This window comes from Herbidospora yilanensis (genome assembly GCF_001570565.1).
In the GTDB taxonomy this organism is placed as follows: domain Bacteria; phylum Actinomycetota; class Actinomycetes; order Streptosporangiales; family Streptosporangiaceae; genus Herbidospora; species Herbidospora yilanensis.
On record NZ_BBXE01000026.1, the window covers coordinates 120,766 to 147,438 of the forward strand.

The following is a 26,673-nucleotide window of genomic DNA, read 5'->3' on the forward strand; positions in this document are numbered from 1 at the left end:
CGCAGGCACAACCGTTTGTCGTACGGGTTCACGACAGGCCCGGCGCTTATGCGGCAAATGTCAGACGCTCACCTTGACGTCGTAGTCCTTCAGCCAGGCGTCGAGTTGGAGCAGGCGCTCCAGCGGCGGCCTCGGCAGCGGCTCGCCGTCGGTTCGGCTCACCATCCTGCGGGCGTCGACGAGGTCCATGACCTCCTGGCTCGGCAGGTAGTCGCCGCGCAGCAGGTCGCGTGCGGCGTCGCGGAGCGCGACCCCGTACGACGGGTCCTGGGTCGAGGGGTAGGGCGACTTGACCCGGCGCAGGATCGAGTCGGGCAGGATGTCCGCGCAGGCCGCCCGCAGCAGGCTCTTCTCCCGGCCGTCGAACGTCTTCATCGCCCAGGGCGCGTTGAAGACGTAGGTGACGAGGCGGTGGTCGCAGAAGGGCACGCGGACCTCCAGCCCGACGGCCATGCTCATGCGGTCCTTGCGGTCGAGCAGCATCTGCACGAACCGGGTGAGGTTGAAGTAGCTGATCTCCCGCATCCGCGCCTGCAGCCCGGTCTCGCCGGGCACGCGTGGCACCTCGGCCATCGCGTCGTGGTAGCTGTCGGCCTGGTAGCCGGGGATGTCGAGCAGCCGCAGCAGGTCCTGGTCGACCAGATCCAGGTTCACCTGGCCCACGACGTCGCCGACGGCCAGCCACGGGAAGGTGTCGGCGTTGACCGCCCTGGGGTCGTGGAACCACTGGTAGCCGCCGAAGACCTCGTCGGCCGACTCGCCCGACAGGGCCACCGTCGAGTGGCTGCGGATCGCGCGGAACAGCAGGTAGAGCGAGGTGTCCATGTCGCCCATGCCGACCGGCAGGTCGCGGGCGCGCAACACCGCCGCCCTGACGGCGGGGTCGATGAGGTCGGCCGAGTCGAGCACGATGTCGGTGTGGTCCGACCCGACGTGCCGCACCAGGTCGTGGGCGTAGGGCCCGTCGGGAGTCGACCGGGCGGCGTCGGGCTTGAAGTTCTCGGTGTAGCCGGTGAAGTCGACCGAGAACGACCGGACCCTGCCGAGGCCCTGCGCCTTCAGGTCGTGCGCGGCCAGCGCGGTGACGGCGCTGGAGTCGAGCCCGCCCGACAGCAGCGTGCACAGCGGCACGTCGCTGATGAGCTGGCGGGCGATGATGTCGTCGAGCAGCCCCCGGACGTTCAGCACGGTGGCCGCGATGTCGTCGGTGTGCTCGTACGAGGTGAGCCGCCAGTAGCGGCGCTTGGTGATGCCCTCCCGGCGGATCTTGACGATCTGGCCGGGGCGGACCTCGTACATGCCCTTGAAGATCGCCATCTCCGGCGTCTTCACGAACGCGAGCATCTCGCGCAGCCCGTCGGCGTCGACGACCCGCTCGGCCATCGGGTTGGCCAGGATCGCCTTCGGCTCCGAGCCGAACAGCACCCCGTCGTGCGTCGGGTAGTAGTAGAGCGGCTTGATCCCCATCCGGTCGCGGACCAGGATGAGCTGCTCGGCGCGGGTGTCCCAGACGGCGAACGCGAACATGCCGTTCAGGTGGTCGGCGAGGTCCTCGCCCCACTCCAGGTAGGCGTGCAGGAGGACTTCGGTGTCGCTGTACGTCCGGAACGTGTGCCCCCGCGAGACCAATTCGTCGCGGAGTTCCTGGAAGTTGTAGACCTCACCGCTGTAGGTGAGCACCGCCAGCTCGCGTCCGTCGTCCTCGGCGACCATCGGCTGCCGTCCTCCGGCGAGGTCGATGATGGCGAGACGCCGGTGCCCGATCGCGGCGTGCGGAGAGAGCCAGAGCCCCTCGTCGTCGGGCCCCCGACAGCTCATCGTGTCGGTCATGGCCTGCGCGATCTCCCGTGCTCCCGTCAGATCACGCTCGTAGTCCACCCAGCCGGTGATTCCACACATGCTCCCGATCCCCCAATCGCTTGCACACCTGTGGCAACCCACGCTCGGGGGCTCGATATGCCCGGATAAAAGTTTTTTGGAGCCCTGATGTCGAAACCACGGCAACCCGGACGACGCGTTGACGGAAGACCAAGAATCCGAAGGAGACACCAAAGATGAGCAAGGTCATCACCGGCGGCACGATGTCCCTCGACGGCTTCATCGCCGGCCCCGGCGAGAGCGGCTTCGACCTGCTGTTCCAGTGGTACGGCAACGGCGACGTCGAGGTCGTGGGCGCGAGCCCGAACGTCCCTCCGCTGCGCCTGTCGCGCGCCAGCGCCGACCTGATGGCCGAGGAGCACGGCGGCATCGGCGCCCTGGTCGTCGGCCGCCACCTCTACGACATGACCGACGCGTGGGGCGGCACGCATCCGATGGGCGTCCCGGTGGTCGTGCTGACGCACCGCGTCCCGGAGGAGCGGCCGAACTTCGTGTTCGTCGACGAGGGCATCGAGGCGGCCGTGGCGAAGGCGAAGGAGATCGCGGGCGGCAGGGACGTCGTGGTGAACGGCGGCCAGATGGCCCGCCAGGCGCTGGAGGCCGGCCTGATCGACGAGGTCGGCGTGGAACTCGTCCCGGTGCTGCTCGGCGGCGGCACCCCGCTGTTCGCGGACCTGGGCATCGCGCCCGTCCAGTTCGAGGGGCCGGTCAGGGTGGTCGAGGGCGCCGGAGTCACGCACCTGCGCTACCGCGTGCGCCGATCCGGTGACGGCGGCCCCGCCTAGAGACCCGGTTTGCGTACTCTGTAGGGCATGGCACGGCTGGGCACTCTTGAGCGCTCGATCATGGACGCCCTGTGGGAACACCCCGACGGGGTCTTCGCCCACGACCTGACGGCGAGGTTGCCGTCCAAGCCGGCGATCACCACGGTCCTGACCGTACTGGTGCGGCTGACGCACAAGGGCCTGGTCTCCCGCGAGCGGGTCGGCCGCGCCCACCTCTACCGGGCCGCCGTCGACAAGGACGCCGTCGTCGCCGAGGCGATGCGGGCCGCGCTCGACGAGGCCGGCGACCTCGAAGGTGCCGTGCAGCGGTTCGTCGGCACGGTCTCCCCCGAGGTCGCCGCCGCCCTGCGCGAGGCCCTCGACGCGAGGGACGCCCGATGACCCCGTGGTTGCTGTCCGCCCTGGTCGCGCTGCTGCCGATGAGCTTCGCGGCACGGCTGGCGAAGGCCGAATGGGCGTGGCGGCACCCCCGGGCGGCGCTGGCGCTCTGGCAGGCCGTCGCCCTGTCGGCCGGGCTCGGCGCGGTCACCGCCGGGCTGGTCGCGGCGGTCGCCCCGCTCGACGCGGTCTTCCCGCACGGCATGCACACGTTCGTCCGCCAACTGGCGTGGGGCCACGGCTTCCACGGCCTGGGCTGGGCCGAGTTCGCCGCGCTGGCCTGGTCGGCCGGGGTGCTGGTCTGGCTGGCGGCCCACACGGTGAAGGCGGCGCTGGTGGCGCTGGCCGAACGACGCCGCCAGCGGCTGCTGGTCGACGTGGCGGCGGAGCACCTCCCCGATTCCGACGTGTACGTCCTCCCGAGCGCCCGCCGCCTCGCCTACTGCGTGCCGGGGGCGGGCGGCCGGGTGGTGCTCAGCCAGGGGGCCGTCGACTCGTTGTCGGCGGCCGAGCTCCAGGCCGTGCTGAGACACGAACGGGCCCACGCGAGGGGCCGCCACGACCTGGTGCTGCTGCCGTTCGTGGCGCTGGCCAAGGCGTTCGCCTGGTTGCCGTTCGCCCGCACCGCCCGGCAGGCCGTGGCGGTGCTGCTGGAGATGATCGCCGACGACCACGCCCGCGACCCGATCCCGCTGGCCCACGCCCTGGTCGCGATGACGGCCCCGGCCCCCGCCGGCGGGCTGGGCGTCGCCGACGCCGGGGTGGTCGAGCGGGTCCGCCGCCTGCTGGCCCGCGGCCGTCGGGCGGTGTGGTGGGTGTCGGTGCTGGCCTACTCGTCGGCGCTGCTGGTGCTCAGCGGGCCGGTGGCCGTGCTGGTCGCGCCGTGGTTGTGGTGGGACTGCCACCCGTCGGCCGACCTGCTCACCTGCGTACCGGACAACTGAAGTAGTGCGGCTCGATCAGTTGCGGCAGGTCCGCCTGGCCAAAGACGCCATGGACCGCGACTGGGCCGCCCCGCTCGACCTCGACGCGGTCGCCGCCCACGCCGGCTACTCGCGCTACCACTTCGTCCGTCTCTTCAGGGCCGTCTACGGCCTGACCCCCGGCCAATACCTGAGCCGCCGCCGGATCGAACGGGCCGAGAACCTGCTGCGCACGGCCAACCTGTCGGTCACCGAGATCTGCGCCCTGGTCGGGTTCGCCAGCCTCGGGTCCTTCTCCGCGACGTTCAAGAAGGAGACCGGCCTGACGCCCGGCGAATACCGGTCCCGGCACGCCGGAACCGCGATGGTCCCCGGCTGCTACACGCTGCTCTGGCACGGCGCCTTCAAGACCGCAATCCAGGAGAAGCCCGGTCCGCAGGCCGCTGACTAGCCTCGACACCATGATTAAAGGACTGTCCATAGCGAACGTCTGGGTCCTCGACCACGAGCGGGCCAAGGCGTTCTACACCGAGAAACTGGGCCTGGAGGTCCGCTCCGACGTGGTCATGGGCGAGGGCGGGCTGCGCTGGCTCACCGTCGGCGCCGAAGACCAGCCCGACGTCGAGATCACGCTCATGGTCCCCGGCCCGCCCGCCCTCGACCCCGAGTCGGCCGAGGCGCTGAAGACCCTGATCGCGAAGGGCGTTCTGGGCGCCGGGGTCTTCTCCACCGACGACATCCACGCCGACTACGCCGCCCTGAAGGCACGCGGCGTGGAGTTCCTCCAGGAACCGGTCGAACGCCCCTATGGCACGGAGGCCATCTTCCGCGACGACTCCGGGACGTGGTTCTCCTTCACCCAGCGCCGCGACCGGCTCGACTGACTACTGAGTGTAATCACGGGGTATCGCCAGGGTCATGACCGCCGCTCTCATGACCGCCCTGCTCCTCTCCGCCACCCTGCCGGCCTCGGCCGGAACACTCCCGGCCCGCACCGCGCTGGAGCGGCTGCACGTGAAGCCCGCCAGCGCCCTGATCCTCGCCCGCTACGAGCGCTCGAAGTTCATGACCGGCTGGCGGCGCGACGGAGCCGAGGGTTGCGACACCCGCCAGCGTGTCCTGCTGCGCAGTGACCGATCGCCCGGCACCGGCGAGGAGTGCGGCGGCGCGGAAGGGCGTTGGCTCAGCCCCTACGACGACCGGACCCTGACGAACACCGCACAGATCGACGTCGACCACGTGGTGCCGCTCGCCAACGCGTGGATCTCGGGGGCGTGGCGCTGGAGCCCGGCCCGGCGGCACGCCTTCGCCCACGACCTGACCCGGCCCGAACTGCTCGTGGTGAGCGAGTCGGCCAACCTGGCCAAGGGTGGCCACAGCCCGGCCAACTGGCGACCTCCGGTACGGGCGTACTGGTGCGCGTACGCCCGTCACTGGATCACCGTGAAACACCACTACGACCTGTCGGTCACCCCGAGGGAGAAGTCGGCCCTCCGGACCATGCTCGACACCTGCTGACACAAGACCGGCAAGTACTTGCCAACTTGGAAAGTAGTTGCCATCATCGAACCCATGGATCGAGATGAGGCGGCCGCCGTCCTGCGGGCGGCCGAGGCGCACCGGGAGACGGTGCGCACCGCGGGCAGGTGGCCCGTGACCGTCCTGCTCGCGCTGGGCGGCGTGTTGTTCGCGACCGAGTTCACGACGGCGTTCACGTCCGGCGCCTGGACGTTCGTGCCCGCTTCGTGGGCCGCGATCTGCGCGATGTGGGTGGGCTGGTACGCGAACCGGCAGAGCGTCAAGCCGCACGGTTATCTCCGCCGCTACTCCGTCTCGCTGGGAGCTGGGATGATGCTGCACGTCGTCTACGTGCTCGTCCTCGCGCTGGCCGGCTGGCGCGGCGATCCCGTGGTCGCGCTCGTCGGCGCGGCGGCCGTGGCGACCCCGTTCCTCGTCGGTGCCTATGTGGAGAGCCGAGCCGCGTGACCCATCCCCGCCACGATCTCGACGAGGTCATCCACTCGCCGGTCCGGATGTCCATCGTCGCCGTGCTGGCGGCGGCCGAGGAGGTCGAGTTCGCGTTCGTGCGCGACGCCGTCGAGGTCACCGATCCCACCCTGTCGAAGCAGGTCACCACGCTGGAGAAGGCCGGATACGTCGAGGTCGTCAAGGGCTACCTGGGCAAGCGTCCGCGCACCTGGCTCAAGCTCACCCCCGAGGGGCGCGCGGCGTTCGCGCGTCATCTGGCCGCGTTGAAGGCGATCGCCGACGGCGCCGGGATGCCGTGAAAACGATCAGACACCCCAAGGGCGCCCTTTAAGGAAGTTTTCAGGACTCGCACGTACCGTCAAATCATGACCAAAGGGCCGAAGTCATGGTTGCTCGTCGCGGCCGCCGTGGTCTGGGCCGTGGTGATCACCGCGGTGGTCCTCTTCCGCGGAGGCGACGTGCCGGAAGCCGCCGCCCCGAGCCCGTCACCGTCCCCCGCCGACACCCCGTTATCCGCCGCCGAGGTCTACCGGACGCTTCTCCCGTCGGTCGTCCGCATCGAGACCAAGCGTGACGGCTCCGACCATTCCAGCATGACCACCTCGGCCATCGGCACCGGCGTCATCGCCAACGCCGACGGCACCATCCTCACCGCCGCCCACGTGGTGGCCGGGGCCTCGTCCATCGAGGTCGCCTACACCGACGGCAGCCGGACCCCGGCCAAGGTCGCGGCCAGCGATCCGGAGAAGGACGTCGCGACCCTCCGGCCGGAGAGGCTCCCCGGCACGCTCGTGCCCGCCACGCTCGGCGGCGGGGCCGAGGTCGGCGACGGCGTCGTCGCGATCGGCAACCCGCTCGGGCTCACCTTCAGCACCAGCAGCGGTGTGGTCTCGGGCCTGGACCGCGAGGTCGCGGGCACCGAGGGGCACATCCAGTTCGACGCGACGGTCAACCCGGGCAGTTCCGGCGGCCCGCTCGTCAACGACCGAGGCCAGGTGATCGGCATCGTCGTCTCTCTCGCGAACCCCACCGACGCCGGCACGTTCATCGGGATCGGCTTCGCCATGCCCGTCGGCACCGCGCTCGGCGACGGCCCGGCCCCGCCCCTGTGAGGAAGGACCCTCCCCCGTGAGTTGGAACGACCCCGGCAACGTACCGTCCGGCCCGATCGAGAAGCTCCTGTACGAGGTCAAGAAGACCATCGTCGGCCAGGACGCCCTCCTGGAACGCATGCTCGTGGCGCTGCTGGCGCGGGGACACATCCTCGTCGAGGGCGTGCCCGGCCTCGCCAAGACGCTGGCCGTGAAGTCGCTGGCCGAGGCGATGGGCGGCGACTTCCGGCGGGTGCAGTTCACCCCCGACCTGGTGCCCGCCGACATCGTCGGCACCCGCGTCTACCACCAGCCGAGCGGCGAGTTCCAGGTCCAGCTCGGGCCCGTGTTCACCAACCTGCTGCTGGCCGACGAGATCAACCGGGCCCCGGCGAAGGTGCAGAGCGCCCTGCTGGAGGTCATGCAGGAACGCCAGGTCACCATCGGCCGCGACACCCACCGGGTGCCGAACCCGTTCCTGGTCATGGCCACCCAGAACCCGATCGAGAACGAGGGCGTCTATCCGCTGCCGGAGGCGCAGGTCGACCGGTTCATGATGAAGGTCCTGGTCGGCTACCCGAGCACGACCGAGGAGTTCGTGGTCGTCGAGCGGGCCCTCACCCGCACGGCCGCCATCCAGAAGATCATCGAACCCGAGAACCTGAAGGACCTCCAGCAGGAGGCCGACCAGGTCTACGTCGACCCCTCGCTGATCGAATACTCCGTCCAGCTCGCCCACGCCACCCGCGACCCCGCCCGCGTCGGCCAGCACGACCTGGCCCGATACGTCACCTACGGCGCGAGCCCGCGCGCGTCGATCAACCTGGTGCTCGCGGGCCGCGCGCTCGCCCACATCCGGGGGCGGGAGTACGTCGTGCCGGAGGACCTGATCGACCTCGCCCTCGACGTCTTCCGGCACCGGCTGGTCCTGTCCTACGAGGCCCTGTCCGACGACGTGACGGCCGACCTGATCCTGTCGAAGATCCTGGCCAACCTGCCGGTGCCGAGGCCGGCCGGCCGGGGACGCTGAGCGATGGCCACCCCGCCCGACCGGCTGCTGCGCCGCCTGGAGTGGCGGCTGAGCAGACGGCTCGACGGCCGGCTCCAGGGCGCCTACCGCACGGTGTGGCGCGGCGCCGGCATCGACTTCACCGACCTGCGCGGCTACCTGCCGGAAGACGACGTGCGGCACATCGACTGGAACGTCACCGCGCGGCTCGACGAGCCCTTCGTGCGCCTCTACACCGAAGACCGGGAGATGACCGCCTGGCTCGTCGTCGACCGCTCGGCCTCGATGCGGGCCGGGAAGACCGAGGCCGCCACCGATCTGGCGGTCAGCATCGCCCGGATCGTCTCCCGTGGCGGCAACAAGGTCGGCGCGATCCTGTACGACAACACCGAGCACCGCGTCATCCCCCCGCGCACCGGCCGGGACCAGGTGCTCCGCCTGGCCGGAGACCTCATGCGGGAGTCGGCGTTCGCCAAGGCGACCACCGACCTGGCCGGGATGCTGCGGCTGGCCACCGCGACGATCCGGCAGCGCAGCCTCGTCGTCGTCATGTCCGACTTCATCGGCGACCCCGGCTGGGAGAGGCCGCTCGGCATGCTCGCCCACCGGCACGAGGTCGTGGTCGTGCGCGTCGTCGACCCGTCGGAGCTCGAACTGCCCGACCTCGGCCTCATCGTGGTCGAGGACGCCGAGACCGGCGAGCAGTTACTCGTCGACTCCAGCGACCCGCTGCTGCGCGGGCGGCTGGCGGAGCAGGTCGCGGCGCGGGAGGCGCGGCTCGCCGACGACATGCGGAAGGCGGGCGTGGACGCCCACCGCGTCACCACGGACCATGACCTACTGGCCACCCTGCTCGGCCTCGTGCGTGGACGGAGGGCCCGGTGACCTTCGACCAGCCCTTCGTGCTCGCGCTCGCCGTGCTGCTCACGATCGGCGCGGTGGCGGCCTACGTCGCCGTCCAGAGGCGGCGCAACGCCACCCTCGCGGCGGCCGGTTTCGCCGGCCTGGCCGGTGGCGGCCTGCGCCGGCACCTCCCGTACGCCCTCCTCCTCGCCGCCCTGCCGATCCTGCTGACCGGGCTGGCCCGTCCGCAGGCCGAGGTGAGCGTGCCGCGCGTCTCGGGCACCGTGCTGCTGGCCTTCGACGTCTCCAACAGCATGAAGGCCGACGACGTGCGGCCCTCCCGGCTGGCCGCCGCGCAGGCCGCCGCCAAGGGCTTCGTCGACAGGCAGCCTGCCTCGGTGGACATCGGGGTCATCCTCTTCGGCGACCAGGCGCTGCTCACCCAGGCCCCGACCGACGACCACGGCGCGGTCCTGGCCGCGATCGGCCGGGCGCGGGCGAGCGGCGGCACCTCGCTCGGCCGCGCCATCCTCGTCGGGCTCGGCACGGTCACCGGCGAGCCGGTCGCCCTGCCAGAGGAGGGGCGGCAGCCGCAGAGCCTCGGCTACTTCCCGGAGGCGACGATCGTCGTCTTCTCCGACGGCCAGGAGACGGGCGGCCCCGACGTCGCGGCGGCGGCCGAACTCGCGGCGGCGTCGGGAGTTCGCGTCCAGACCGTGGGCGTGGGCACCACCCGGGGCTCGACCGTCGAGGTCGACGGCTTCCGCCTGGCCACCGCGCTCGACGCGGAACTGCTCTCCTCGGTCGCCCAGGTCACCGGCGGGCGTTACCACGAAGCCGCCGACGCGCAGGCGCTGGCCGCCTCGACCGACGCCATCGACCTGCGGCTCACCATGAAGAAAGAGCCCCTAGAGCTGACCGCTCCGTTCGCCGGGGCCGGGTTGCTGCTGCTCACCCTGGGCGGCCTGCTCGGCACCCGCTGGCACGGGAGGATCGTCTGATGTCGCTCAGCTGGCCACTGGCCCTGCTCGCGCTGCTGGTCGTGCCGCTGCTCCTGCTGGCGCGCTGGTGGTTCGACCGCCGCCGCAAACGCTCCGCGATCGGCGTCTCCAGCGTCGGGCTGATCCGCGCGGCCATCCCCGGCCGCAGCGCGTGGCGGCGCCGGGTGCCGGTCGCGTTGTTCCTCGTGGGCCTGCTGCTGATCGGCTTCAGCCTCACCCGCCCGACGGCCATGGTCTCGGTGCCGGCCGACAACACCTCCATCATCCTGGCCATGGACGCGTCGGGCTCGATGTGCTCGACCGACGTCGAGCCCAACCGCCTGTCGGCGGCCGGCGAGGCCGCCCGCGCGTTCGTCGAGCAGAGCGACGACGGCACCCGGATCGGCCTGGTCGCCTTCGCCGGCATCGCCGGCCTGCTCGTCCCCCCGACCACCGAGAAAGACCGGCTCCTCGACGCCATCGACGGCCTGCGCACCTCCCGGGGCACCGCGATCGGCCAGGCGATCCTCACCTCGATCGACACGATCGCCGAGTACAACACCGACGTCACCGAGACCGGCGTCGCCCTGAGCGCGCCGACCGCCCGGGGCGACTACGAGCCCGACACGATCGTGGTGCTGACCGACGGCTCCAACACCACCGGCGTCGACCCGATCACCGCCGCCGAGCAGGCCGCCGCCCGCCGCCTGCGGGTCTTCACGATCGGCTTCGGCACCACCGAACCGGCCGCGATGGTCTGCACCGCCGACCAGGTGAGCGGCGACAACTGGCGGGGCGGCGGCGGAGGCTTCGGCCGTTGGGGCGACGACAGCGGCCTGCGCCGCCGGGTCATGCAGCTCGACGAGGAGACCCTCACCCAGGTCGCCGACACGACCGGCGGCAAGTACTTCCGGGCCGAGGACGCCGGGCAGCTCACCGACGTCCTGACCGACCTGCCCGGTGAGATCGGCCTCCACGAGGCCGAGCGCGAGACGACCGTCTGGTTCGTGCTGGCCGGCACGCTGCTGACGTTCGCCGGAGCGGGCCTGTCGTTGTGGTGGAACCGGGGACGCCGGCCGGTGGCGCGGTGACGCTAGAGTCGGGCGCCATGGCACGGATCACCGAACGGCTCGCCGACCTCGCCAGCGGCGCGTTCTTCACGCAGGCGGTCGTCACCGCGAAGACGGCGCTGTCGGAGCATTTCGTGAGAGTCGACCTCCGGTCCGACCGTTTCCGAACCGCGTCGTGGACGCCGGGCTGCAAGGTCCAGCTCCGCACCGACCGCGGCACGATGATCAGGCGCACCTACACCCCGTTCGCGTGGGACACCTCCGAGGGCACGGTCTCGCTGGTCGCCTACGTCCACGGCGCCGGACCGGCGGCCCGCTGGCTCGACCGGGTGACGCCCGGCGACGACTGCGAACTGTTCGGCCCCCGCCGGTCCATCGACCTGACCGGCGCCGCGTCCAAGGTGGTCTTCGTGGGCGACGAGACCAGCGTCGGCCTGGCCGCCGTGCTCCGGCAGACCCGGCCCGAAGGCGTCACCTACGTGCTGGAGGCCACCGACCCGGCCGAATACACCGAGGTCCTGGCCGCGCTCGGGGTGACCGCGACGGTCGTGCCGAAGACCCCCGACCGCCGCGACCTGCTCGCCGCCGCCGGAACGGGCGCCTACGACCTGGTCGTCACCGGCGACGCCGCGACCGTGGGCCCGATCAGGCGCGCGGCCGGCGGCTGGACGCCCGGCCCGGGGAAGGTCTTCGGCAAGGCGTACTGGGCCGAGGGCCGCACCGGCCTCGACTAGATCCGGCCTCGACTAGATGTGGAGAGTGGCCAGCACGACCACGGCCACCATGATCCCGGTCATGATCCCGGCCGCCACCAGCACCGTCGCCGTCCCGGTCGTGGCGGTCCGTCTGGGGCGGCGGCCGGCCGGCTGCGCGCAGGCGGCGTTCATGCGGTCGATCCGGGTGGCGAAGGCCCGGTCGTTCGTGCGCAGCGAGTGTTCGATCTCCGTCAGGATGCGCTGTTCAGCCGCCGACATTCCCATGGCCTGATCCTTCTCGTGGGGCAACCGGATGCCCTGCTACCCACGAGATCCGCCGGGGAACCGGTCACACCGCGGCGTGTTCGGTCCACTCGTACATGCGCTGGTCACGGTGGATGACGATCAGGTCGGCCTTCTCGACGCGGGCGCGCGCCGGGGGCGCGTCGATCGCCGCGAGGACGCCGGCGACGGTGGCGTAGGGGACGGCCGCGTTGCTGTAGGCGATCGAGACATGCGGGACGAACCCCGCCTCGCGGCCCGGCACCTGCGGCCACACCTCGGCCATCGCCTGCCTGATCGCCTGCCGCACCGCCACCACGGGCGCGACCGGAACCGGGTCCCAGCGCACCGCCTCACGGGTGATGACCGGCCGGGCCAGTTCGAGGTCGAAGGCGGGCAACACCGCGAGACGCCGCCTGGCGGCCTCGACCATCGCCTTCACCTGGTCGTCGGTGACCTCGTCGACGAACCCGACCTGCTGCATGGTCAGGTGCAGCGACGCGTCGGGCACCGGGTCGAGCTCCCGCACCCCGGCGAGCCCCTGCCGGTAGACGGCGGCGAGTCGGTGCACGTCGGCGGCGTCGCGGAAGGTGAGGTGCCAGGCGTAGCCGCGCCGCCCCACCCGCCAGCCGGGCCGCCACCACCAGTGGTCGGCCATCCGCTCTTCATCGCTCACGCCGTTCAGTGTGCGGCACGGCGTCTCAGCAAACGGCATAGTCCGCGCCCGTGGACGTCAAGCCCCAGACCGTGAAGCAGTCGGGGGCTACGTAAGATCGCCGCCATGGCTTCGCGACCCGCGCAGGTGAACATCAAGGCCCTCGACGCCGCGGCGGTCGGCCGGTTCTGGGCGGCGGCGCTCGGGTGGAGCGCCTACAGCCCCGGCGTGACCACCTACGTCGGGCCCCCCGGCGGCCTCGTGTGGCCCGACCCGGTGTTCGTCGGGGTCGACGTCGTGCCCGTACCGGAAGCCAAGACGGCGGCGAAGAACCGGATGCACCTCGATCTCGCCACCACCTCCGCCGCCCACCAGGCCGAGCTGGTCGCGCGCCTCCGGACGCTGGGCGCGACGCCGGTCGACATCGGCCAGGGCGAGGTGCCGTGGACGGTCCTCGCCGACCCCGAGGGCAACGAGTTCTGCGTCCGGGAGCCGCGGGAGGTCCACCGCGACACCGGCCCGATCGCCGCCGTCGTCGTCGACTGCGCCGATCCGCGCGCCATGGCCCGGTTCTGGGGGGAGGCGCTCGGCTGGACCGTCCATCGGGTGACCGGCGACCACGCGACGCTGCGCTCCGCCACGGGCACCGGGCCCTGTCTCGGCTTCTTCCGCACGCCCGAGCCGAAGACCGCGCCCGACCGCGTCCACCTCGACCTGCTGCCCTCCCCTGGTGACGACAGGGCGGCGGAGGTGGCCAGGCTGCGGGGGCTCGGGGCCGCCGACCTCGACCTCGGCCAGGGCGAGGTCGAGTGGTCGTGCCTGACCGACCCGGAGGGCCACGAGTTCTGCGTCCTGAACCCCTAGTCAGCCACAGCGGCCGAACATCTGCACGTAGGTCATCGCCGGAGTGGCCGACACCGAGGGATCCGCGCTGCCGTAGGCGGCCCGCGTGTACATCTCCGTGTAGCCCGGCGTCAGGATGGTCGCGCGGTGCGGCGGGCTGCCCATCCACCAGGTCACGGCCGCGCGGGGGGTGACGGAGGCGCGGCCCCAGCCGAGGTAGGCGTTCTCGGCGACCGCCCACGAGGTGCTCGTCCGGCAGTAGCCGGCCGCCTTCGCGCGGGCGGCCGGGTCGGTGCCGGTCTCCGGGTTGATGTGGACGTCGCAGCGCGACGGGTCCGACTTGAGCGGCGTGCAGTCGCCGACCTGGGCGACCGTCCCCCACCAGCGGATCCGGACGGCGGCCTCGACCTCCTTGGAGGCGGCGCTGCGCAGCGCGACCTGCCGCCCGCCGAGGCCGACGTACCGCTTCACCGGCTGTAGTCCCCGGGCGGTGCGCTCGGCGTTGACCAGGCACAACACCGACTGCTCGATCTTGCTGGTCTGCATGTGGTGGTCGTAGCGGCCTCTGGCGGTGTCGGGGAAGGCCGACTTCTCCCGGTAGACGAGGTCGGCGTCGGGGCAGGCGGCCGAGGTGGTCGCCGAGGCGGGGAAGGCGAGTGCGGCGGCCACCAGAGCGGGTGCGCCGAGGAGGACGAGGCTTTTCATGCGCCGATGGTGCGCCGGGGTGCTTGCCGGAGGCTTGAGTAGTCCTTTACTCAATCGTGCCGGGCTAACCTCAGGTTGTGCTCGACTGGGATCACAACGCCTACTACCACCGGCTTCTGCTCCGCCACCTGCCGCCGGGCCCTCAGCGGGTGCTCGACGTCGGCTGCGGCTCCGGGGCCTTCGCCGCCGAGCTGGCCCGGCGCGCGACGTGGGTGGACGGCCTCGACCGCTCCCCGGAGATGATCGGGGAGGCCGCCCGGCGCGACCTCGGCAACGTCACCTGGACTCTCGGCGACGTGCTGACCGACCCGCTGCCGGGCAAGGACTACGACGCGATCTTCTCGATCTGCGCCCTGCACCACATGCCGCTGCGGGAGGTGCTGCCCGTCCTGGCGGCGGCTCTGCGGCCCGGCGGGGTGCTGGCCGCGATCTCGTTGCCCCGGCGGGACCTCCTCAGGGAACTGCCCGTCGAACTCGCCGCGGCGGCCGGGCAGCGGGCGCTCGGCGCGGTGTTCCTGACGAGACGGCTGCTGAACGGCGGCGGCGGGTTCGCCAAGGACGCCGCCCACGCGGCCATGCCCATGGTCCTGAACCCGCCGCTCACCACCCGTGAGGTCGCCCGCGAGGCCGCCGCGCTGCTCCCCGGCGCGCGGGTGCGGCGGCTCGTCTTCTGGCGCTACCTCCTGACCTGGGAGAAGCCCGCGGGCTGAGTCAGCCGCCAGTGCGGCCAAGAGTTCGTCTTTGGTCATCGAGCCGTAGCCCTCGATGTTCTTCTCCTTGGCCTGTTCCAGCAATTCTTCCTTGGTGCGGACGCGCGGCTTCGGCGCCTTGGCCAGTTCCTCCGCCTTGGCCTGGCTGAAGGTCCGGCCCAGCCGGACCAGCTTCTCGCCCGGCACGGCCTTGGCCAGCGCGGGGAGGATGTCGCTCTCCTCCTCCTCGACGTGGTGCTCGACGGCCTTCTCCATCTGCTCCAGAACCGATGTGAACTCCGCCTTGTCGGGGTCGGCCGCCATCAGCGCGGCCAGCAGTTCCTCGGCCTCGTGATGTTCCTGGGTGCCGTGGTGGACCTCGCCCCGTTCGCTCGGCGCGGCCTGGGCCAGCGCGGAGTAGACGTGGGTCTCCTCGGCCCGGGCGTGCGCGACGAACTTGGCGGCCAGTTCGGCCACCAGGGCGGGCCGGTTCTCCCGCTCCTTCCTGAGCCTCTCGAAGAGCTGCTCCACGTCGCGGTGGTCGGCCAGGATCAGGTCGATGACGGTCTGGCTCATCTCGCCTCCAGAGTTCCGAAGAGGCTCGGTCACGGGCAGCACCGCTGCCCCTCTCACGGCGGTTGAAAAGCGAGCGCCGCCTCGACCGCGGCCGGAAGATCGGGGGCGACCCGTTCGGCCGCCCTGATCTCGCCGATCTTGGTGACGGCCGTGGGCACGAGGATGCCCCGCGCCCCGGCGGCCCGCGCGGCCTCCATGTCGCGGCCGATGTCGCCGATCACCACGCAGTCGGACGGCGGCACGCCCAGCCGCCGCGCGGCCGACAGGACCATGCCCGGCGCCGGTTTCCGGCAGGGGCAACCGTCGGCGTCGTCGTGGACGCAGACCTCCCACACGTCGAACGGGCCGAGGAGTTCCTCCACTCGATCGTTGACTTCGGAAAGTTCACGGAGAGTGATGAGGCCCCTGGCCACCCCCGACTGGTTGGTGATCACCCCGATCGGGACCCCCGCCTCTCGCAGGCGGTCGAGGGCGGCCCGCGCGCCGGGCATCGGGATCACACGTTTGGCGTCGTTGTTGTAGGGGAGGTCGACAATCAGGGTCCCATCCCGGTCGAACAGAATCGCGCGCATGATCTCGCGCTACCCGTGACCCAGGCCGGAAATGTCAACGCCGCCAAACCAGGTGCGGTCGTTTCAGACGCTGGTGAAGCGCTACTCGGAGGAGCGCTTCTCGAGTGGTTTTCTCCACGCGAAAGCGGGTCCCATGAGATTTCTGGGAATCAACGCGATCTTCCATGACCCTTCCGCCGCGCTGGTGGTCGACGGGCGTACCGTCGCCGCCGCAGAAGAGGAGCGATTCAGCAGGAGGAAACACGGCAAACGGCCCCTGGCGTTCTCGGCCTGGGAGCTGCCGGAGATGGCGGCGACCTGGTGCCTGGAGAAGGCCGGGCTGCGGCCGGAGGACCTCGACGGGGTGGCCTACTCCTACGATCCCGCCCTGGTGGTGGAGAACGGGCCCGGCCAGGACGGGGCCTGGGAGATGCTGCGCACCGCCTACGCCGTCCGGGCCCCCGCGTTCCTGGCCACCGCGTTGCCGGGGCTCGACCCCGCGCAGGTGAAGTTCGTCCCCCACCACATCGCCCACGCCGCCTCGGCCGGGCTGGCCGCGCCGTTCGGCGACTGCGCCGTGCTGGTCTGCGACGGCCGCGGCGAGGCGGTCTCCCACCTGGCGGGCGCCTACCGCGACGGCGAGCTGACCGTCCTGGCGAGCCAGGCGCTGCCGCACTCCCTCGGGCTCATGTACGAAGAGGTCACCGACCACCTCGGCTTCCTGCGCTCCAGCGACGAGTACAAGGTCATGGCGATGGCCTCCTACGGCACGCCGAAACACCTCCCCGCGCTCCGCGAGCTGATCGGCGCGACCGGCGACGGCGGCTTCCACGTCGGCCCGATCGACTGGAACGTCTTCGCCAAGCAGGTCCCGCGCGGCGGCGTCTGGAACGGCGAGCACGCCGACCTGGCGGCCAGCGTGCAGGCCCGGCTGGAGGAGGTGCTGCTCGACCTGGCCGCCTGGCTGCACGACCGCACCGGCCTCGACCGGCTCGCCCTGGCCGGCGGGGTCGCGCTGAACTGCGTGGCCAACACCCGCCTGTTCGACCGCGGCCCGTTCCGCGAGGTGTGGGCCCAGCCTGCGGCCGGCGACTCGGGCACCGCCCTGGGCGGCGCGCTCCACCTGGCCAGGACCTACGGCGACCCGGTCGCCCCGATGCCGGGCGCCGACCTGGGCCGGGGGTTCACCGACGCCGAACTGGCGGCCTGGCTCGACGTGGCCCAGATCCCCTATTCACGACCTCCCGACATCGCGGTCGCGGTGGCCGACGCCCTCGCCCAGGACCGGATCGTGGCCTGGTTCCAGGGCCGCGGCGAATACGGCCCCCGTGCGCTGGGCCACCGCTCGCTGCTGGCCCACCCGGGCAATCCGCGCAACACCGAACGACTCAACGACGTGAAGGGCCGGGAGCAGTTCCGGCCGGTCGCGCCCATGGTGCTGGAGAACCGGGCCGCCGAGATCTTCTCGCGGGGGCCGGTGCCCAGCCCGTACATGCTGTTCGTGCACGACGTCGCCCCGGTGTGGCGCGACCGGATCCCGGCCGTGGTGCACGTCGACGGGACGGCCCGCGTCCAGACGGTGTCGGCGGGGCGCGACCCGCTGATGGCGGCCGTGCTCAACGCCTTCGAGTCGCTGACCGGGTTGCCCGTGGTCGTCAACACGTCGCTGAACACGGCCGGGCGGCCCATGGTCGACGATCCGCGCGACGCCCTGGAGTGCTTCGGGTCCGCGCCGGTCGACGTGCTGGCCATCGGGCCGTTCCTGGTGCGGAGGTCGGCATGAGCGACCCCGAGATCACCGTCGTGATCCCGACCATCGGCCGGGAGACCCTGCGTGTGGTCGCCGAGGCGGTGCCGGAGCGGTTCCCGCTCATCGTGGTCGACGACCGGCCGTGGCGGCGGGCCGATCCGCTGCCCGTCGGGGAGCCGTCGGCGACGCTCGTGATCCTGCCCTCGGGCGGGCGGGGCCCGGCGGCGGCCCGGAACCAGGGGTGGCGCGCGGCCTCCTCGGAATGGGTCGTCTTCCTCGACGACGACGTGCTGCCGGGGCCCGGCTGGGCCGAGAAGATCAGCGCCGACCTCCGGCGGCTGCCGCCGGAGGTGGCGGGTTCGCAGGCCCGGATCGTGGTGCCGCTCGACTCGGGCCGGCCGCCGACCGACGCCGAACGCAACACCGCCGGCCTGGCCACCGCCCGGTGGATCACCGCCGACATGGCGTTCCGGCGCAGCGCTCTGGCCTCCGTGGGCGGCTTCGACGAACGGTTCCCGCGGGCCTACCGCGAGGACGCCGACCTCGCCCTGCGGCTGACCGCCGCCGGGCACCGGCTGGTCACCGGCCTGCGGACCACCGTCCACCCCGTCCGGGACGAAGGGTTCTGGGCGAGCGTGCGGCGGCAGCGCGGCAACGCCGACGACGCGCTGATGCGCCGGATCCACGGCCCCGGCTGGCGGGCCCGCGTCGGCGGGCCCGGCCGGTTGCGCGACCACCTGCTGACGACGGCGCTCGGGCTGACCGCCGCCGTCCTGGCCTGGCGCGGGAGCCCCGCCGCCAAGCCGGCGTTCGCGGGCTGGGCCGGGCTGACCGCCCGCTTCGCGTGGAGCCGGATCGCGCCGGGGCCGAGAACGCCGGCCGAGGTGCTGCGCATGGCCGCGACCAGCGTGCTGATACCGCCCGCCGCCTGCCTGCACCGGCTGGGCGGCGAACTGCGGGTCCGAGTGAGAGGGGGAGGCGCGTGCATCCGCACCTGAACGATCTGACCGCCACGCTGAACCGGCTGGAACACGAGACGGCCCGCGTCCGCATATGGGGCCGCAAGCTGGCCGGGGTCCTCGACGACGGGGGCCGCCTGCTGGCCTGCGGCAACGGCGGGTCAGCGGCCGAGGCGCAACATCTGACCGCCGAACTCGTCGGCCGGTTCCGGGCCGACCGCCGGCCGTACGCCGCCATCGCCCTGCACGCCGACACCTCGTCGACCACGGCGATCGTCAACGACTACGGCCCGGACGAGGTCTTCGCCCGCCAGGTGCGGGCGCACGGCCGGCCGGGCGACGTGATGATCGCCCTGTCGACGAGCGGGACCAGCTCCAACGTGCTGGCCGCCGCCAGGGCGGCCCGCGACGGCGGGCTGATGGCCTGGGCGATGACCGGGCCGCCGCCGAACGAGCTGGCCGACGCCTGCGACGACGCCATCGCGGTGTTCTCGGCCAGTCCGTGCGTCGTCCAGGAGGTCCACCTCGTGCTGGTGCACCTGCTGTGCGAGGCGATCGAGGAGGCGCTGCCGTGACCGGTCCTCTGGTCGTCATCGGCGACACCCTGCTCGACTGCGATCTCGACGGGCGCAGCGACCGGGTCGCGCCCGACTCCGGCGCGCCCGTCGTCGAGGACGTGTCGGAGCACGTGCGGCCGGGCGGTGCCGGGCTGGCCGCGCTGCTGGCGGGGGCCGACGGCACGCAGGTCGTGCTGGTCACGCCGCTCGGCGACGACCCCGACGGCCGCCTGCTGCACCGCCTGCTGGCCCGCCATCTGATCGTCGTCCCGCTGCCCATGCGCGGCACGACCGTGCGCAAGACCCGGATCAGGGTGGGCGGCGCCACCCTGGCCCGGCTCGACTCCGGCGACGGCGTGGCCGCGGACCTGACCGACCGGGCGCTGGCGGTGCTGCGGCGGGCGGGGGCGATCCTCGTCTCCGACTACGGGCGCGGCGCCGCCGACCTCGTGGCGAAGCTGCTGCCGGGCCTGACGGACGAACCCGTGGTCTGGGACCCGCATCCGCGCGGGCCGCTGCCGCCGGAGTGCACCATGGTCACGCCCAACCTGGCCGAGACCATCGCCCTGACGGGGCCCTGCCCACCCGCCGAGGCGGCCCGCCGCCTGCTGGCCATGCTCGGCGGGGAGGCGGTGGCGGTCACCCTGGGCGCGCGGGGCGCCCGTTTCCACTCCGGCGACCGGGGCTTCCACGTGCCCGTGCCCGAGCGGGTCACGAGCGGCGACACCTGCGGCGCGGGCGACCGGTTCGCCACCGCCGCGGCGGCCGCCCTGCTCGGCGGCGCGACCTGCGCCGAGGCCGCCGTGGCGGCGACGGGGGCGGCCACCGCCTTCGTGGCGGACGGAGGCGTCTCGACCGTCCCCGGCTCCGCGCCCGAAGACGACGCCGACGTGCTGCGCCGGGCCGACCGGGTGCGCCGGGCGGGCGGCCGGGTGGTCGCCACCGGCGGCTGCTTCGACCTGCTGCACGCCGGGCACGTCAGCCTGCTGCGCCGGGCCCGCGAGCTGGGCGACCTGCTGGTCGTCTGCCTCAATTCCGACCTGTCGGTCCGCCGCCTCAAGGGCAGGGGCCGCCCGGTCTCCCGGCAGGACGACCGCATGGCCGTGCTGAACGCGCTGGAGGACGTCGACGGCGTCGTCGTGTTCGACGAGGACACCCCGGCCGAGGTCATCCGCGCCCTGCGGCCCCACGTGTGGGTCAAGGGCTCCGACTACGGCGACCGGACGCTGCCCGAGTCGGCGGTGCTGGCCGACGTCGGCGCCGAACTGGTGCTGCTCGACACGGTGCCCGAACGCTCGACCACCCGGCTCATCACGGCCGCCGCCCGACGGCCCGACCTCTGGAAGGAACATCGATGCTGGGAAACATCCTGATCACCGGGGGCGCGTCCGGCCTCGGGCTGGCCACCGCGCGGGCCGTCGCCAAAGCGGGCGGACGACCTCTGGTCGTCGACCGCGCCGTGCCCGACGAGTTCGAGCACGTCCGCGCCGACCTGGCCGACGGCCAGGCGACCGAGGCGGCCGTCCGGTCCCTGGCCGTCCGAGCCGGCGGGCTCGACGGCGTCTTCACCGCCGCCGGGACCGACGCCTGCGGCGCGCTCGCCGACGTGCCGGGCGGCAAGTGGGAACGCGTCGTGAAGGTGAACCTGCTCGGCACGGCCGCCGTGGTGCGGGCCGCGCTGCCCTACCTGGTCGAGAGCCGGGGGCGGGTGGTGACCTGCGCGTCCACGCTCGGGATCAAGGCCGTCGGCGACGCCACGGCCTACTGCGCCAGCAAGTTCGGCGTCGTCGGGTTCACCCGGGCGCTGGCGGCCGAACTGGCCGGGACGGTGGGCGTGACGCTGCTGATCCCCGGCGGCATGAGCACCAATTTCTTCGACGGCCGCCCCGAGCAGTACAAACCGGGGCCGGACGCCCAGCTCAACCGGCCCGAGGACGTCGCCGAGACGGTCGTGTTCGTGTTGTCCCAGCCGCCCGGGTGCGAGCTGAGGGAACTGGTCGTCTGCCACTCGATGGAGACCTCGTGGCCCTAGACCTGCTGGTGCTGCGCGGCCTGGGGCTCGGCGACCTGCTCACCGGGCTGCCCGCGCTGCGTGCCCTGCGGCGGGCCTTTCCGCGGCATCGGCTGGTGCTGGCGGCGCCGGAGGCGTACCGGGAGCTGCTGGGCGGGGAGGCCGACGCGTGGCTCGACGTGCGCGGTCCCGGCCCGGTGCCGATGAGCGGCTGCGACGTCGCGGTCAACCTGCACGGCCGGGGGCCCGAGAGCGTCGCGGCGCTGCGCGCGACCGGGCCGCGCCTGCTGATCGGCCACACCACGGGCCCCCACACCACGGGCCCGCCGTGGAACCCGGCCGCGCACGAGGTCGCCCGATGGTGCGACCTGCTCGGCTGGTACGGCATCGCCGCCGACCCGGCCGACCTGCGGCTCGGCGCGCACGAGGGCGGCGGGCCCGTCGTCGTCCACCCGGGCGCGGCCTTCCCGGCCCGTCGCTGGCCGCCGGAGCGGTTCGCCGACGTGGCCGCCGCGCTGAAGGCCGAAGGACGGCCCGTGGTGATCACCGCGGGGCCCGGCGAGGCGGACCTGGCCGCAGCGGTGGCCGGCGACCTGCCGGTGCTGACGCCGACGCTGCCGCAACTGGCCGATCTGGTGCGCCGGGCCCGGCTGGTGATCTGCGGCGACACCGGCGTGGCCCATCTCGCCGCCGCCTACGGCACCCCGTCGGTGGTGCTGTTCGGCCCCACGCCCCCGTCGCTCTGGGGGCCGCCGCCGGGGCCGCACCGGGTCATCTGGCACGGCCGCGCGGGCGATCCGCACGGCCGCGCCCCCGACCCCGGACTTCTGGAGATCACGGTGACCGAGGTGCTGGGCGCGGCCCGGGACCGGCTGGAGGTGAGCGTCGCATGAGGACGGTCGTGACCGGCGGAGCCGGGTTCCTCGGCTCCTACCTGTGCGAACGGCTGCTCGACCGGGGCGACGAGGTGGTCTGCCTCGACAACCTGCTCACCGGCGACCCCGAGAACCTCGACCACCTGATGGAACGGCCCGGCTTCCGGATGGTCGACTGCGACGTGACCGACTTCCTGCACGTCTCGGGGCCGGTCGACCTGGTGCTCCATTTCGCCTCGGCGGCGTCTCCGGCCGACTACCTCGCCTATCCCGTCGAGACCCTCAAGGTCGGCAGCACCGGCACCCTCCACACGCTGGGCCTGGCCCGGGAGAAGGGCGCGCGGTTCGTGCTGGCGTCCACGAGCGAGGTCTACGGCGACCCGCTGGAGCACCCACAGCGCGAGGACTACTGGGGCAACGTCAACCCGGTCGGCCCCCGCAGCGTGTACGACGAGGCCAAACGGTTCGGCGAGTCGCTCACCACCGCCTACGGCCGCGCCCACGACATGGACACCGCGATCGTCCGCATCTTCAACACCTACGGCCCGCGCATGCGCCCCCACGACGGCCGCGCCATCCCGACGTTCATCCGCCAGGCGCTGGCCGGGGAGCCGATCACGGTCACCGGCACCGGCGAGCAGACCCGGTCGATCTGCTACGTCGACGACACGGTCTCCGGCATCCTCACGCTGGCCGACAGCGACTTCGCCGGCCCGGTGAACATCGGCAACCCGGCCGAGACGACCATGACGGAGCTGGCCAGGCAGATCCGCGACCTGGCCGGGTCCCGCTCCCCGATCACCTACGTCGGCCGCCCGGTCGACGACCCCCACCGGCGTTGCCCGGACACCTCGCTGGCCGCCGCCCGCCTCGGCTGGCGGCCGACGGTCCCGGCCACGGCCGGGCTGCGCCGCACGATCCGCTGGTTCGCGGACGAACGGGAGCCGTCGAAGGGATGAGCGCACACGTCCTGCTGGCCCGCCTCGACAGCGTCGGGGACGTGCTGCTCACCGGCCCGGCGGTCCGCGCCGTGGCGGCGGGGGCGGCCCGGGTGACGCTGCTCGCGGGCCCGCGCGGGCGCTCGGCCGCCGACCTGCTGCCGGGCGTCGACCGGGTGCTGGAGTGGCCCGCGCCCTGGATCGAGCCCGACCCAGATCCGGTCGACCCCGAGCACCTGCGCCTGCTGGTCAAGACGGTCGACGACGTCGACCGGGCGCTGATCTTCACCTCGTTCCACCAGTCGCCGCTGCCGCTGGCGCTGCTGCTGCGGGTGGCCGGGGTGCCGTGGATCGGCGCGATCAGCGACGACTACCCGGGCTCGCTGCTCGACCTGCGGCACCGGGTGCCCGACGACATCCCCGAGACCGAACGTGCCCTCAGCCTGACCACGGCGGCGGGTTATCCGGACCGCGGCTCCGCACTGGCCGTCCGGCGACCGCTGCCCGATCCGGGCCTTCCTCCCGGTTACCTCGTGGTGCACCCGGGCACCTCGGTGCCCGCGCGGGCGTGGCCGCCGGGCCACTGCGCCGAGCTGGTCGAGCTGCTCGCCCGGCACGGCCACCCGGTGGTGGTGACCGGCTCCCCGGGCGAACGCGAGCTCACCGCCCGGGTCGCCGGGCGGCACGGCGCCGACCTCGGCGGCGGCACCACCCTGGCCGAACTGGCCGGGGTGCTGGCCGGCGCGCGGGTGGTGGTGGCCGGGAACACCGGCCCCGCCCACCTCGCCGCCGCCGTCGGGACGCCCGTGGTGTCGCTGTTCGCGCCGACGGTGCCCGCCGTCCGCTGGGCGCCCTACGGCGTGCCGCACCGGCTGCTCGGCGACCAGGGGGCGGCCTGCGCCGGGACCCGGGCCACGGTCTGCCCGGTCGCCGGGCACCCGTGCCTGAGCTCGGTCGGCCCGGCCGAGGTGTACGAGGCGATGAAGGAGATCATGCGATGAGGATCCTGGCCTGGCACGTGCACGGCTCCTGGATGACGGCGTTCGTGCACGGCCCGCACGACTACCTGGTCCCGGTCACCCCCGACCGAGGCCCCTACGGCCGGGGCCGCGCCCGCACCTACGACTGGCCCGCCGGCGCCCGCGAAATCGCCCCCGGGCGGCTGCGCGACGAACACGTGGACGTCGTCGTCCTGCAACGCCCCGAGGAGCGGGAACTGGCCCGCCGATGGCTGGGCCGCGACGTGCCGTGGGTGTACGTCGAGCACAACACCCCGCCCGACGTGCGGACCCGCCATCCCATGGCCGACGAGGGCGGGCCGCTCGTCCACGTCACCCACTTCAACCGCCTCTTCTGGGACAACGGCCGCGCCGCCGCCACGGTGATCGAGCACGGGATCCCCGACCCCGGGAGGCGCTACACCGGCGAACTCCCCCGGGCCGCCGCCGTGATCAACGAGCCGGTCCGCCGCACCCGCGTGGCCGGCACCGACCTGCTGCCCCTCTTCTCCCCCGTGGACGTCTTCGGCATCGGCACCGAGACCCTGGAGAACGGCCAGGGCGACCTCCCCCACGACCGCATGCTGACCGAACTGGCGCGGCGGCGGGTCTACGTCCACCCGTACCGATGGACCTCGCTCGGCCTGTCGCTGCTGGAGGCCATGGCCCTCGGCATGCCCGTCGTCGCGGTCGCCTCGACCGAGGCCGGGGAGGCGGTGCCGCCCTCGGCGGGTGTGCTCTCCACCGACCCCCACCGGCTCGCGGAGGCGGCGCGGCAGTTCGCCGCCGACCCCGGCCTGGCCCGCCACGCGGGTGAGGCGGCCCGCGCGGCGGCCCTCGGCCGCTACGGACTCGACCGGTTCCTGGCCGACTGGGACCGGCTGCTCAAGGAGGTGGTGCGATGAGGATCGCGATGGTTTCCGAGCACGCCAGCCCGCTCGCCGGGCTGGGCACCCCGGACGCGGGCGGCCAGAACGTCCACGTGGCCGCGCTGGCGACCGCGGTCGCGGCGCTCGGTCACGAGGTCACCGTCTACACCCGCAGAGACGACCCGGGCCTGCCGGAACGGGTGCCGTTCGGGCCCGGCGTCACGGTCGCGCACGTGCCGGCCGGGCCGCCGGAGCCGATCCCGAAGGACGACATCCTGCCCTGGGTGCCCGACTTCGCCTCCTGGTTGCGGGAGCAGTGGGCCTTCGAGCGCCCCGACGTGGCGCACAGCCACTTCTGGATGAGCGGCCTGGCCACGCTCGGCGCCGCCGGGCGGCTGGGCGTGCCGGTCGCGCACACCTTCCACGCGCTCGGCACGGTCAAGCGCCGCCACCAGGGCCCGGCCGACACCAGCCCGGCCGAGCGGATCGCCGCCGAGACGGCCATCGGCCGCGCCGCCGACATGATCATCTCGACCTGCCCGGACGAGGTCGACGAGCTGGCCCGGATGGGGGTGCCCCGCCATCGTGCCCGCGTGGTGCCGTGCGGGGTCGACCTGGGCCTGTTCCGTCCGGGGGTGCCCGGCGAGCGGCCGGAGCGCCCTCGGTTGTTGTCGATCGGGCGGCTCGTGCCCCGCAAGGGCGTCGACACGGTCATCCAGGCGTTGCCGTACGTGCCGGAGGCCGACCTGGTCGTCGGCGGCGGCCTGCCGATCGACGACCTCGACCGCGACGAGGAGGCGACCCGGCTGCGGGCGGAGGCCGAACGGGTGGGTGTGGCCGGCCGGGTGACCTTCACCGGCCAGGTCGCCAGAGAGGACGTGCCGGGCCTGATGCGCTCGGCCGCCGCCGTGGTCTGTGTGCCCTGGTACGAGCCCTTCGGCATGGTCGTGCTGGAGGCGATGGCCTGCGGCGTGCCGGTGATCGCGTCGGCGGTGGGCGGCCAGAAGGACACCGTCGTCAACGAGGTGACGGGCCTGCTGGTGCCGCCGCGCCGGCCGAAGGCCGTCGCCGGGGCGGTCCGGCGGCTGCTGGACGACCCCCTGCTGAGCGACTCGTTCGGGATCGCCGGAGCCGACCGGGCGAGCACCCGCTACGGCTGGGACCGGGTGGCGAGAGACACCGTGAGCGCCTACGCCCAAGCGATGCGCCGCGTGGAACGGACCGCCTCATGAGCGGCGCCTCGACCGCGGTCGTCGTGATGGACATGCTCAACACCTACGACCACGAGGACGCCGAGACGCTGGCCGCCAACGTGGAGCAGACGATCGGCCCGATCGTCCGGCTGATCGACAAGGCCAGGCGCGCCGACGTGGAACTGATCTTCGTGAACGACAACCACGGCGACTTCAGCGCCGGCCGCGAGGAGCTGGTCCGGCGGGCCCGGGCCGGGAAACGCCCCGACCTGGTGGAACCGCTGGTGCCGCCGGGGAACTTCGCGTTCCTGCCGAAGGTCCGCCACAGCGTCTTCTACGGCACGCCGCTGGAGTACGCGCTGAACCGCGAGCGCATCGAGACCATCGTGCTGGCCGGGCAGGTGACCGAGCAGTGCGTGCTCTACAGCGCCCTCGACGCCTACGTGCGCGAGTTCTCGGTCCGGGTGGCCGTCGACGGCGTGGCGGCCATCCACGACGACCTCGGCGAAGCGGCGCTGCGCATGATGGAGCGGAACATGCGGGCCGAACTGCTCCCGGCCGCCGACTGCCTGTGATGGAGA

General features: G+C 73.0%; 32 protein-coding genes and 1 pseudogene. 27 read left to right on the forward strand and 6 right to left on the reverse strand.

Annotated features, from left to right (window positions below; genetic code table 11):
* Window positions 1-60 precede the first annotated feature (60 nt).
* Window positions 61-1,899 (reverse strand): asparagine synthase (glutamine-hydrolyzing), encoded by a 1,839-nt coding sequence (gene asnB, locus AW273_RS20925; protein ID WP_062350374.1) that lies wholly within the window; start codon window positions 1,897-1,899, stop codon window positions 61-63.
* 155 nt (window positions 1,900-2,054) lie between these two features.
* Between asnB and AW273_RS20930 the strand changes: the two genes are divergently transcribed.
* From AW273_RS20930 to AW273_RS20995, 14 genes are all read left to right on the forward strand, one after another.
* Window positions 2,055-2,663 carry a dihydrofolate reductase family protein gene (locus AW273_RS20930; RefSeq protein ID WP_062350377.1) on the forward strand — a complete coding sequence of 203 codons (609 nt, stop codon included), beginning with the start codon at window positions 2,055-2,057 and terminating at the stop codon, window positions 2,661-2,663.
* A gap of 27 nt (window positions 2,664-2,690) precedes the next feature.
* On the forward strand, window positions 2,691-3,044 hold the full coding sequence (locus AW273_RS20935; protein WP_062350381.1) for a BlaI/MecI/CopY family transcriptional regulator: 354 nt from the start codon (window positions 2,691-2,693) through the stop codon (window positions 3,042-3,044).
* Window positions 3,041-3,985, forward strand: a complete 945-nt coding sequence (locus tag AW273_RS20940) for a M56 family metallopeptidase (protein ID WP_062350385.1) — start codon at window positions 3,041-3,043, stop codon at window positions 3,983-3,985. Before AW273_RS20935 ends, AW273_RS20940 begins: the two co-directional genes overlap by 4 nt.
* A gap of 4 nt (window positions 3,986-3,989) precedes the next feature.
* The gene (locus tag AW273_RS20945; RefSeq protein ID WP_232327526.1) at window positions 3,990-4,415 is read left to right on the forward strand and encodes a helix-turn-helix transcriptional regulator; all 426 of its coding nucleotides are present in this window, start codon (window positions 3,990-3,992) and stop codon (window positions 4,413-4,415) included.
* 10 nt (window positions 4,416-4,425) lie between these two features.
* Complete coding sequence (locus tag AW273_RS20950) at window positions 4,426-4,848, forward strand: VOC family protein (RefSeq protein WP_062350388.1); 423 nt, start codon at window positions 4,426-4,428, stop codon at window positions 4,846-4,848.
* Between the two features lie 34 nt (window positions 4,849-4,882).
* The gene (locus tag AW273_RS20955; RefSeq protein WP_062350391.1) at window positions 4,883-5,482 is read left to right on the forward strand and encodes an HNH endonuclease family protein; all 600 of its coding nucleotides are present in this window, start codon (window positions 4,883-4,885) and stop codon (window positions 5,480-5,482) included.
* A 54-nt stretch (window positions 5,483-5,536) separates the two neighbouring features.
* Window positions 5,537-5,950 (forward strand): hypothetical protein, encoded by a 414-nt coding sequence (locus tag AW273_RS20960; protein ID WP_062350394.1) that lies wholly within the window; start codon window positions 5,537-5,539, stop codon window positions 5,948-5,950.
* Complete coding sequence (locus AW273_RS20965; protein WP_062350398.1) at window positions 5,947-6,252, forward strand: winged helix-turn-helix domain-containing protein; 306 nt, start codon at window positions 5,947-5,949, stop codon at window positions 6,250-6,252. Before AW273_RS20960 ends, AW273_RS20965 begins: the two co-directional genes overlap by 4 nt.
* 66 nt (window positions 6,253-6,318) lie before the next feature.
* Window positions 6,319-7,065 carry a S1C family serine protease gene (locus AW273_RS20970; protein WP_062350401.1) on the forward strand — a complete coding sequence of 249 codons (747 nt, stop codon included), beginning with the start codon at window positions 6,319-6,321 and terminating at the stop codon, window positions 7,063-7,065.
* Between the two features lie 16 nt (window positions 7,066-7,081).
* Window positions 7,082-8,074 (forward strand): AAA family ATPase, encoded by a 993-nt coding sequence (locus tag AW273_RS20975; protein WP_062350404.1) that lies wholly within the window; start codon window positions 7,082-7,084, stop codon window positions 8,072-8,074.
* A gap of 3 nt (window positions 8,075-8,077) precedes the next feature.
* Entirely contained in the window at window positions 8,078-8,938 is an 861-nt protein-coding gene (locus AW273_RS20980; RefSeq protein WP_062350417.1) for a DUF58 domain-containing protein, read from the forward strand.
* Complete coding sequence (locus AW273_RS20985; RefSeq protein WP_062350420.1) at window positions 8,935-9,897, forward strand: VWA domain-containing protein; 963 nt, start codon at window positions 8,935-8,937, stop codon at window positions 9,895-9,897. Before AW273_RS20980 ends, AW273_RS20985 begins: the two co-directional genes overlap by 4 nt.
* Complete coding sequence (locus AW273_RS20990) at window positions 9,897-10,967, forward strand: VWA domain-containing protein (RefSeq protein WP_062350422.1); 1,071 nt, start codon at window positions 9,897-9,899, stop codon at window positions 10,965-10,967. Before AW273_RS20985 ends, AW273_RS20990 begins: the two co-directional genes overlap by 1 nt.
* 17 nt (window positions 10,968-10,984) lie before the next feature.
* The gene (locus tag AW273_RS20995; RefSeq protein WP_063910050.1) at window positions 10,985-11,680 is read left to right on the forward strand and encodes a siderophore-interacting protein; all 696 of its coding nucleotides are present in this window, start codon (window positions 10,985-10,987) and stop codon (window positions 11,678-11,680) included.
* 12 nt (window positions 11,681-11,692) lie between these two features.
* Here AW273_RS20995 and AW273_RS21000 read toward each other — a convergent pair whose 3' ends face one another.
* The gene (locus tag AW273_RS21000) at window positions 11,693-11,926 is read right to left on the reverse strand and encodes a DUF3040 domain-containing protein (protein WP_083949909.1); all 234 of its coding nucleotides are present in this window, start codon (window positions 11,924-11,926) and stop codon (window positions 11,693-11,695) included.
* Between the two features lie 64 nt (window positions 11,927-11,990).
* Window positions 11,991-12,599: a 2'-5' RNA ligase family protein gene (locus tag AW273_RS21005; RefSeq protein WP_198168266.1), complete on the reverse strand. Its 609-nt coding sequence runs from the start codon at window positions 12,597-12,599 to the stop codon at window positions 11,991-11,993.
* Between the two features lie 105 nt (window positions 12,600-12,704).
* On the opposite strand from AW273_RS21005, the gene AW273_RS21010 reads away from it, so the two are divergent.
* Complete coding sequence (locus tag AW273_RS21010) at window positions 12,705-13,442, forward strand: VOC family protein (protein WP_062350433.1); 738 nt, start codon at window positions 12,705-12,707, stop codon at window positions 13,440-13,442.
* Here the strand turns inward: AW273_RS21010 and AW273_RS21015 are convergent, their stop codons facing one another.
* Window positions 13,443-14,126 (reverse strand): CAP domain-containing protein, encoded by a 684-nt coding sequence (locus tag AW273_RS21015; protein ID WP_157555997.1) that lies wholly within the window; start codon window positions 14,124-14,126, stop codon window positions 13,443-13,445.
* Window positions 14,127-14,203: 77 nt separating this feature from the next.
* On the opposite strand from AW273_RS21015, the gene AW273_RS21020 reads away from it, so the two are divergent.
* Window positions 14,204-14,836, forward strand: a complete 633-nt coding sequence (locus tag AW273_RS21020) for a class I SAM-dependent methyltransferase (RefSeq protein ID WP_062350441.1) — start codon at window positions 14,204-14,206, stop codon at window positions 14,834-14,836.
* Between the two features lie 21 nt (window positions 14,837-14,857).
* Here AW273_RS21020 and AW273_RS39360 read toward each other — a convergent pair.
* Together AW273_RS39360 and AW273_RS21030 are read right to left on the reverse strand one after the other, a co-directional pair.
* A pseudogene (locus AW273_RS39360) lies at window positions 14,858-15,391 on the reverse strand (hemerythrin domain-containing protein); the annotation flags it as partial.
* A gap of 53 nt (window positions 15,392-15,444) precedes the next feature.
* Window positions 15,445-15,963, reverse strand: a complete 519-nt coding sequence (locus tag AW273_RS21030) for a D-glycero-alpha-D-manno-heptose-1,7-bisphosphate 7-phosphatase (RefSeq protein ID WP_062350446.1) — start codon at window positions 15,961-15,963, stop codon at window positions 15,445-15,447.
* A 133-nt stretch (window positions 15,964-16,096) separates the two neighbouring features.
* On the opposite strand from AW273_RS21030, the gene AW273_RS21035 reads away from it, so the two are divergent.
* Genes AW273_RS21035 through AW273_RS21085 form a run of 11 tightly spaced genes read left to right on the forward strand, consistent with a single transcriptional unit; the run spans window position 16,097 to window position 26,667 of the window.
* A complete protein-coding gene (locus AW273_RS21035; RefSeq protein ID WP_062350455.1) occupies window positions 16,097-17,725 on the forward strand; it encodes a carbamoyltransferase family protein in 1,629 nt (542 codons plus the stop codon).
* Window positions 17,722-18,690 carry a glycosyltransferase family 2 protein gene (locus tag AW273_RS21040; RefSeq protein WP_062350458.1) on the forward strand — a complete coding sequence of 323 codons (969 nt, stop codon included), beginning with the start codon at window positions 17,722-17,724 and terminating at the stop codon, window positions 18,688-18,690. The genes AW273_RS21035 and AW273_RS21040 overlap by 4 nt, the downstream gene beginning before the upstream one ends.
* Complete coding sequence (locus tag AW273_RS37350; protein ID WP_062350461.1) at window positions 18,675-19,226, forward strand: D-sedoheptulose-7-phosphate isomerase; 552 nt, start codon at window positions 18,675-18,677, stop codon at window positions 19,224-19,226. The genes AW273_RS21040 and AW273_RS37350 overlap by 16 nt, the downstream gene beginning before the upstream one ends.
* Window positions 19,223-20,581, forward strand: coding sequence for a PfkB family carbohydrate kinase (locus tag AW273_RS21050; RefSeq protein ID WP_062350464.1), 1,359 nt, complete (start codon window positions 19,223-19,225; stop codon window positions 20,579-20,581). The genes AW273_RS37350 and AW273_RS21050 overlap by 4 nt, the downstream gene beginning before the upstream one ends.
* Entirely contained in the window at window positions 20,563-21,240 is a 678-nt protein-coding gene (locus tag AW273_RS21055) for an SDR family oxidoreductase (protein WP_062350466.1), read from the forward strand. The genes AW273_RS21050 and AW273_RS21055 overlap by 19 nt, the downstream gene beginning before the upstream one ends.
* The gene (locus AW273_RS21060) at window positions 21,231-22,112 is read left to right on the forward strand and encodes a glycosyltransferase family 9 protein (RefSeq protein WP_062350469.1); all 882 of its coding nucleotides are present in this window, start codon (window positions 21,231-21,233) and stop codon (window positions 22,110-22,112) included. Before AW273_RS21055 ends, AW273_RS21060 begins: the two co-directional genes overlap by 10 nt.
* Window positions 22,109-23,053 carry a UDP-glucuronic acid decarboxylase family protein gene (locus AW273_RS21065; protein WP_062350471.1) on the forward strand — a complete coding sequence of 315 codons (945 nt, stop codon included), beginning with the start codon at window positions 22,109-22,111 and terminating at the stop codon, window positions 23,051-23,053. Before AW273_RS21060 ends, AW273_RS21065 begins: the two co-directional genes overlap by 4 nt.
* Complete coding sequence (locus AW273_RS21070; RefSeq protein WP_062350474.1) at window positions 23,050-24,033, forward strand: glycosyltransferase family 9 protein; 984 nt, start codon at window positions 23,050-23,052, stop codon at window positions 24,031-24,033. Before AW273_RS21065 ends, AW273_RS21070 begins: the two co-directional genes overlap by 4 nt.
* On the forward strand, window positions 24,030-24,935 hold the full coding sequence (locus AW273_RS21075) for a glycosyltransferase (RefSeq protein WP_062350478.1): 906 nt from the start codon (window positions 24,030-24,032) through the stop codon (window positions 24,933-24,935). The genes AW273_RS21070 and AW273_RS21075 overlap by 4 nt, the downstream gene beginning before the upstream one ends.
* Window positions 24,932-26,131 (forward strand): glycosyltransferase, encoded by a 1,200-nt coding sequence (locus AW273_RS21080; protein ID WP_062350481.1) that lies wholly within the window; start codon window positions 24,932-24,934, stop codon window positions 26,129-26,131. The genes AW273_RS21075 and AW273_RS21080 overlap by 4 nt, the downstream gene beginning before the upstream one ends.
* Window positions 26,128-26,667 carry a cysteine hydrolase family protein gene (locus AW273_RS21085; RefSeq protein ID WP_062350484.1) on the forward strand — a complete coding sequence of 180 codons (540 nt, stop codon included), beginning with the start codon at window positions 26,128-26,130 and terminating at the stop codon, window positions 26,665-26,667. The genes AW273_RS21080 and AW273_RS21085 overlap by 4 nt, the downstream gene beginning before the upstream one ends.
* Window positions 26,668-26,673 lie beyond the last annotated feature (6 nt).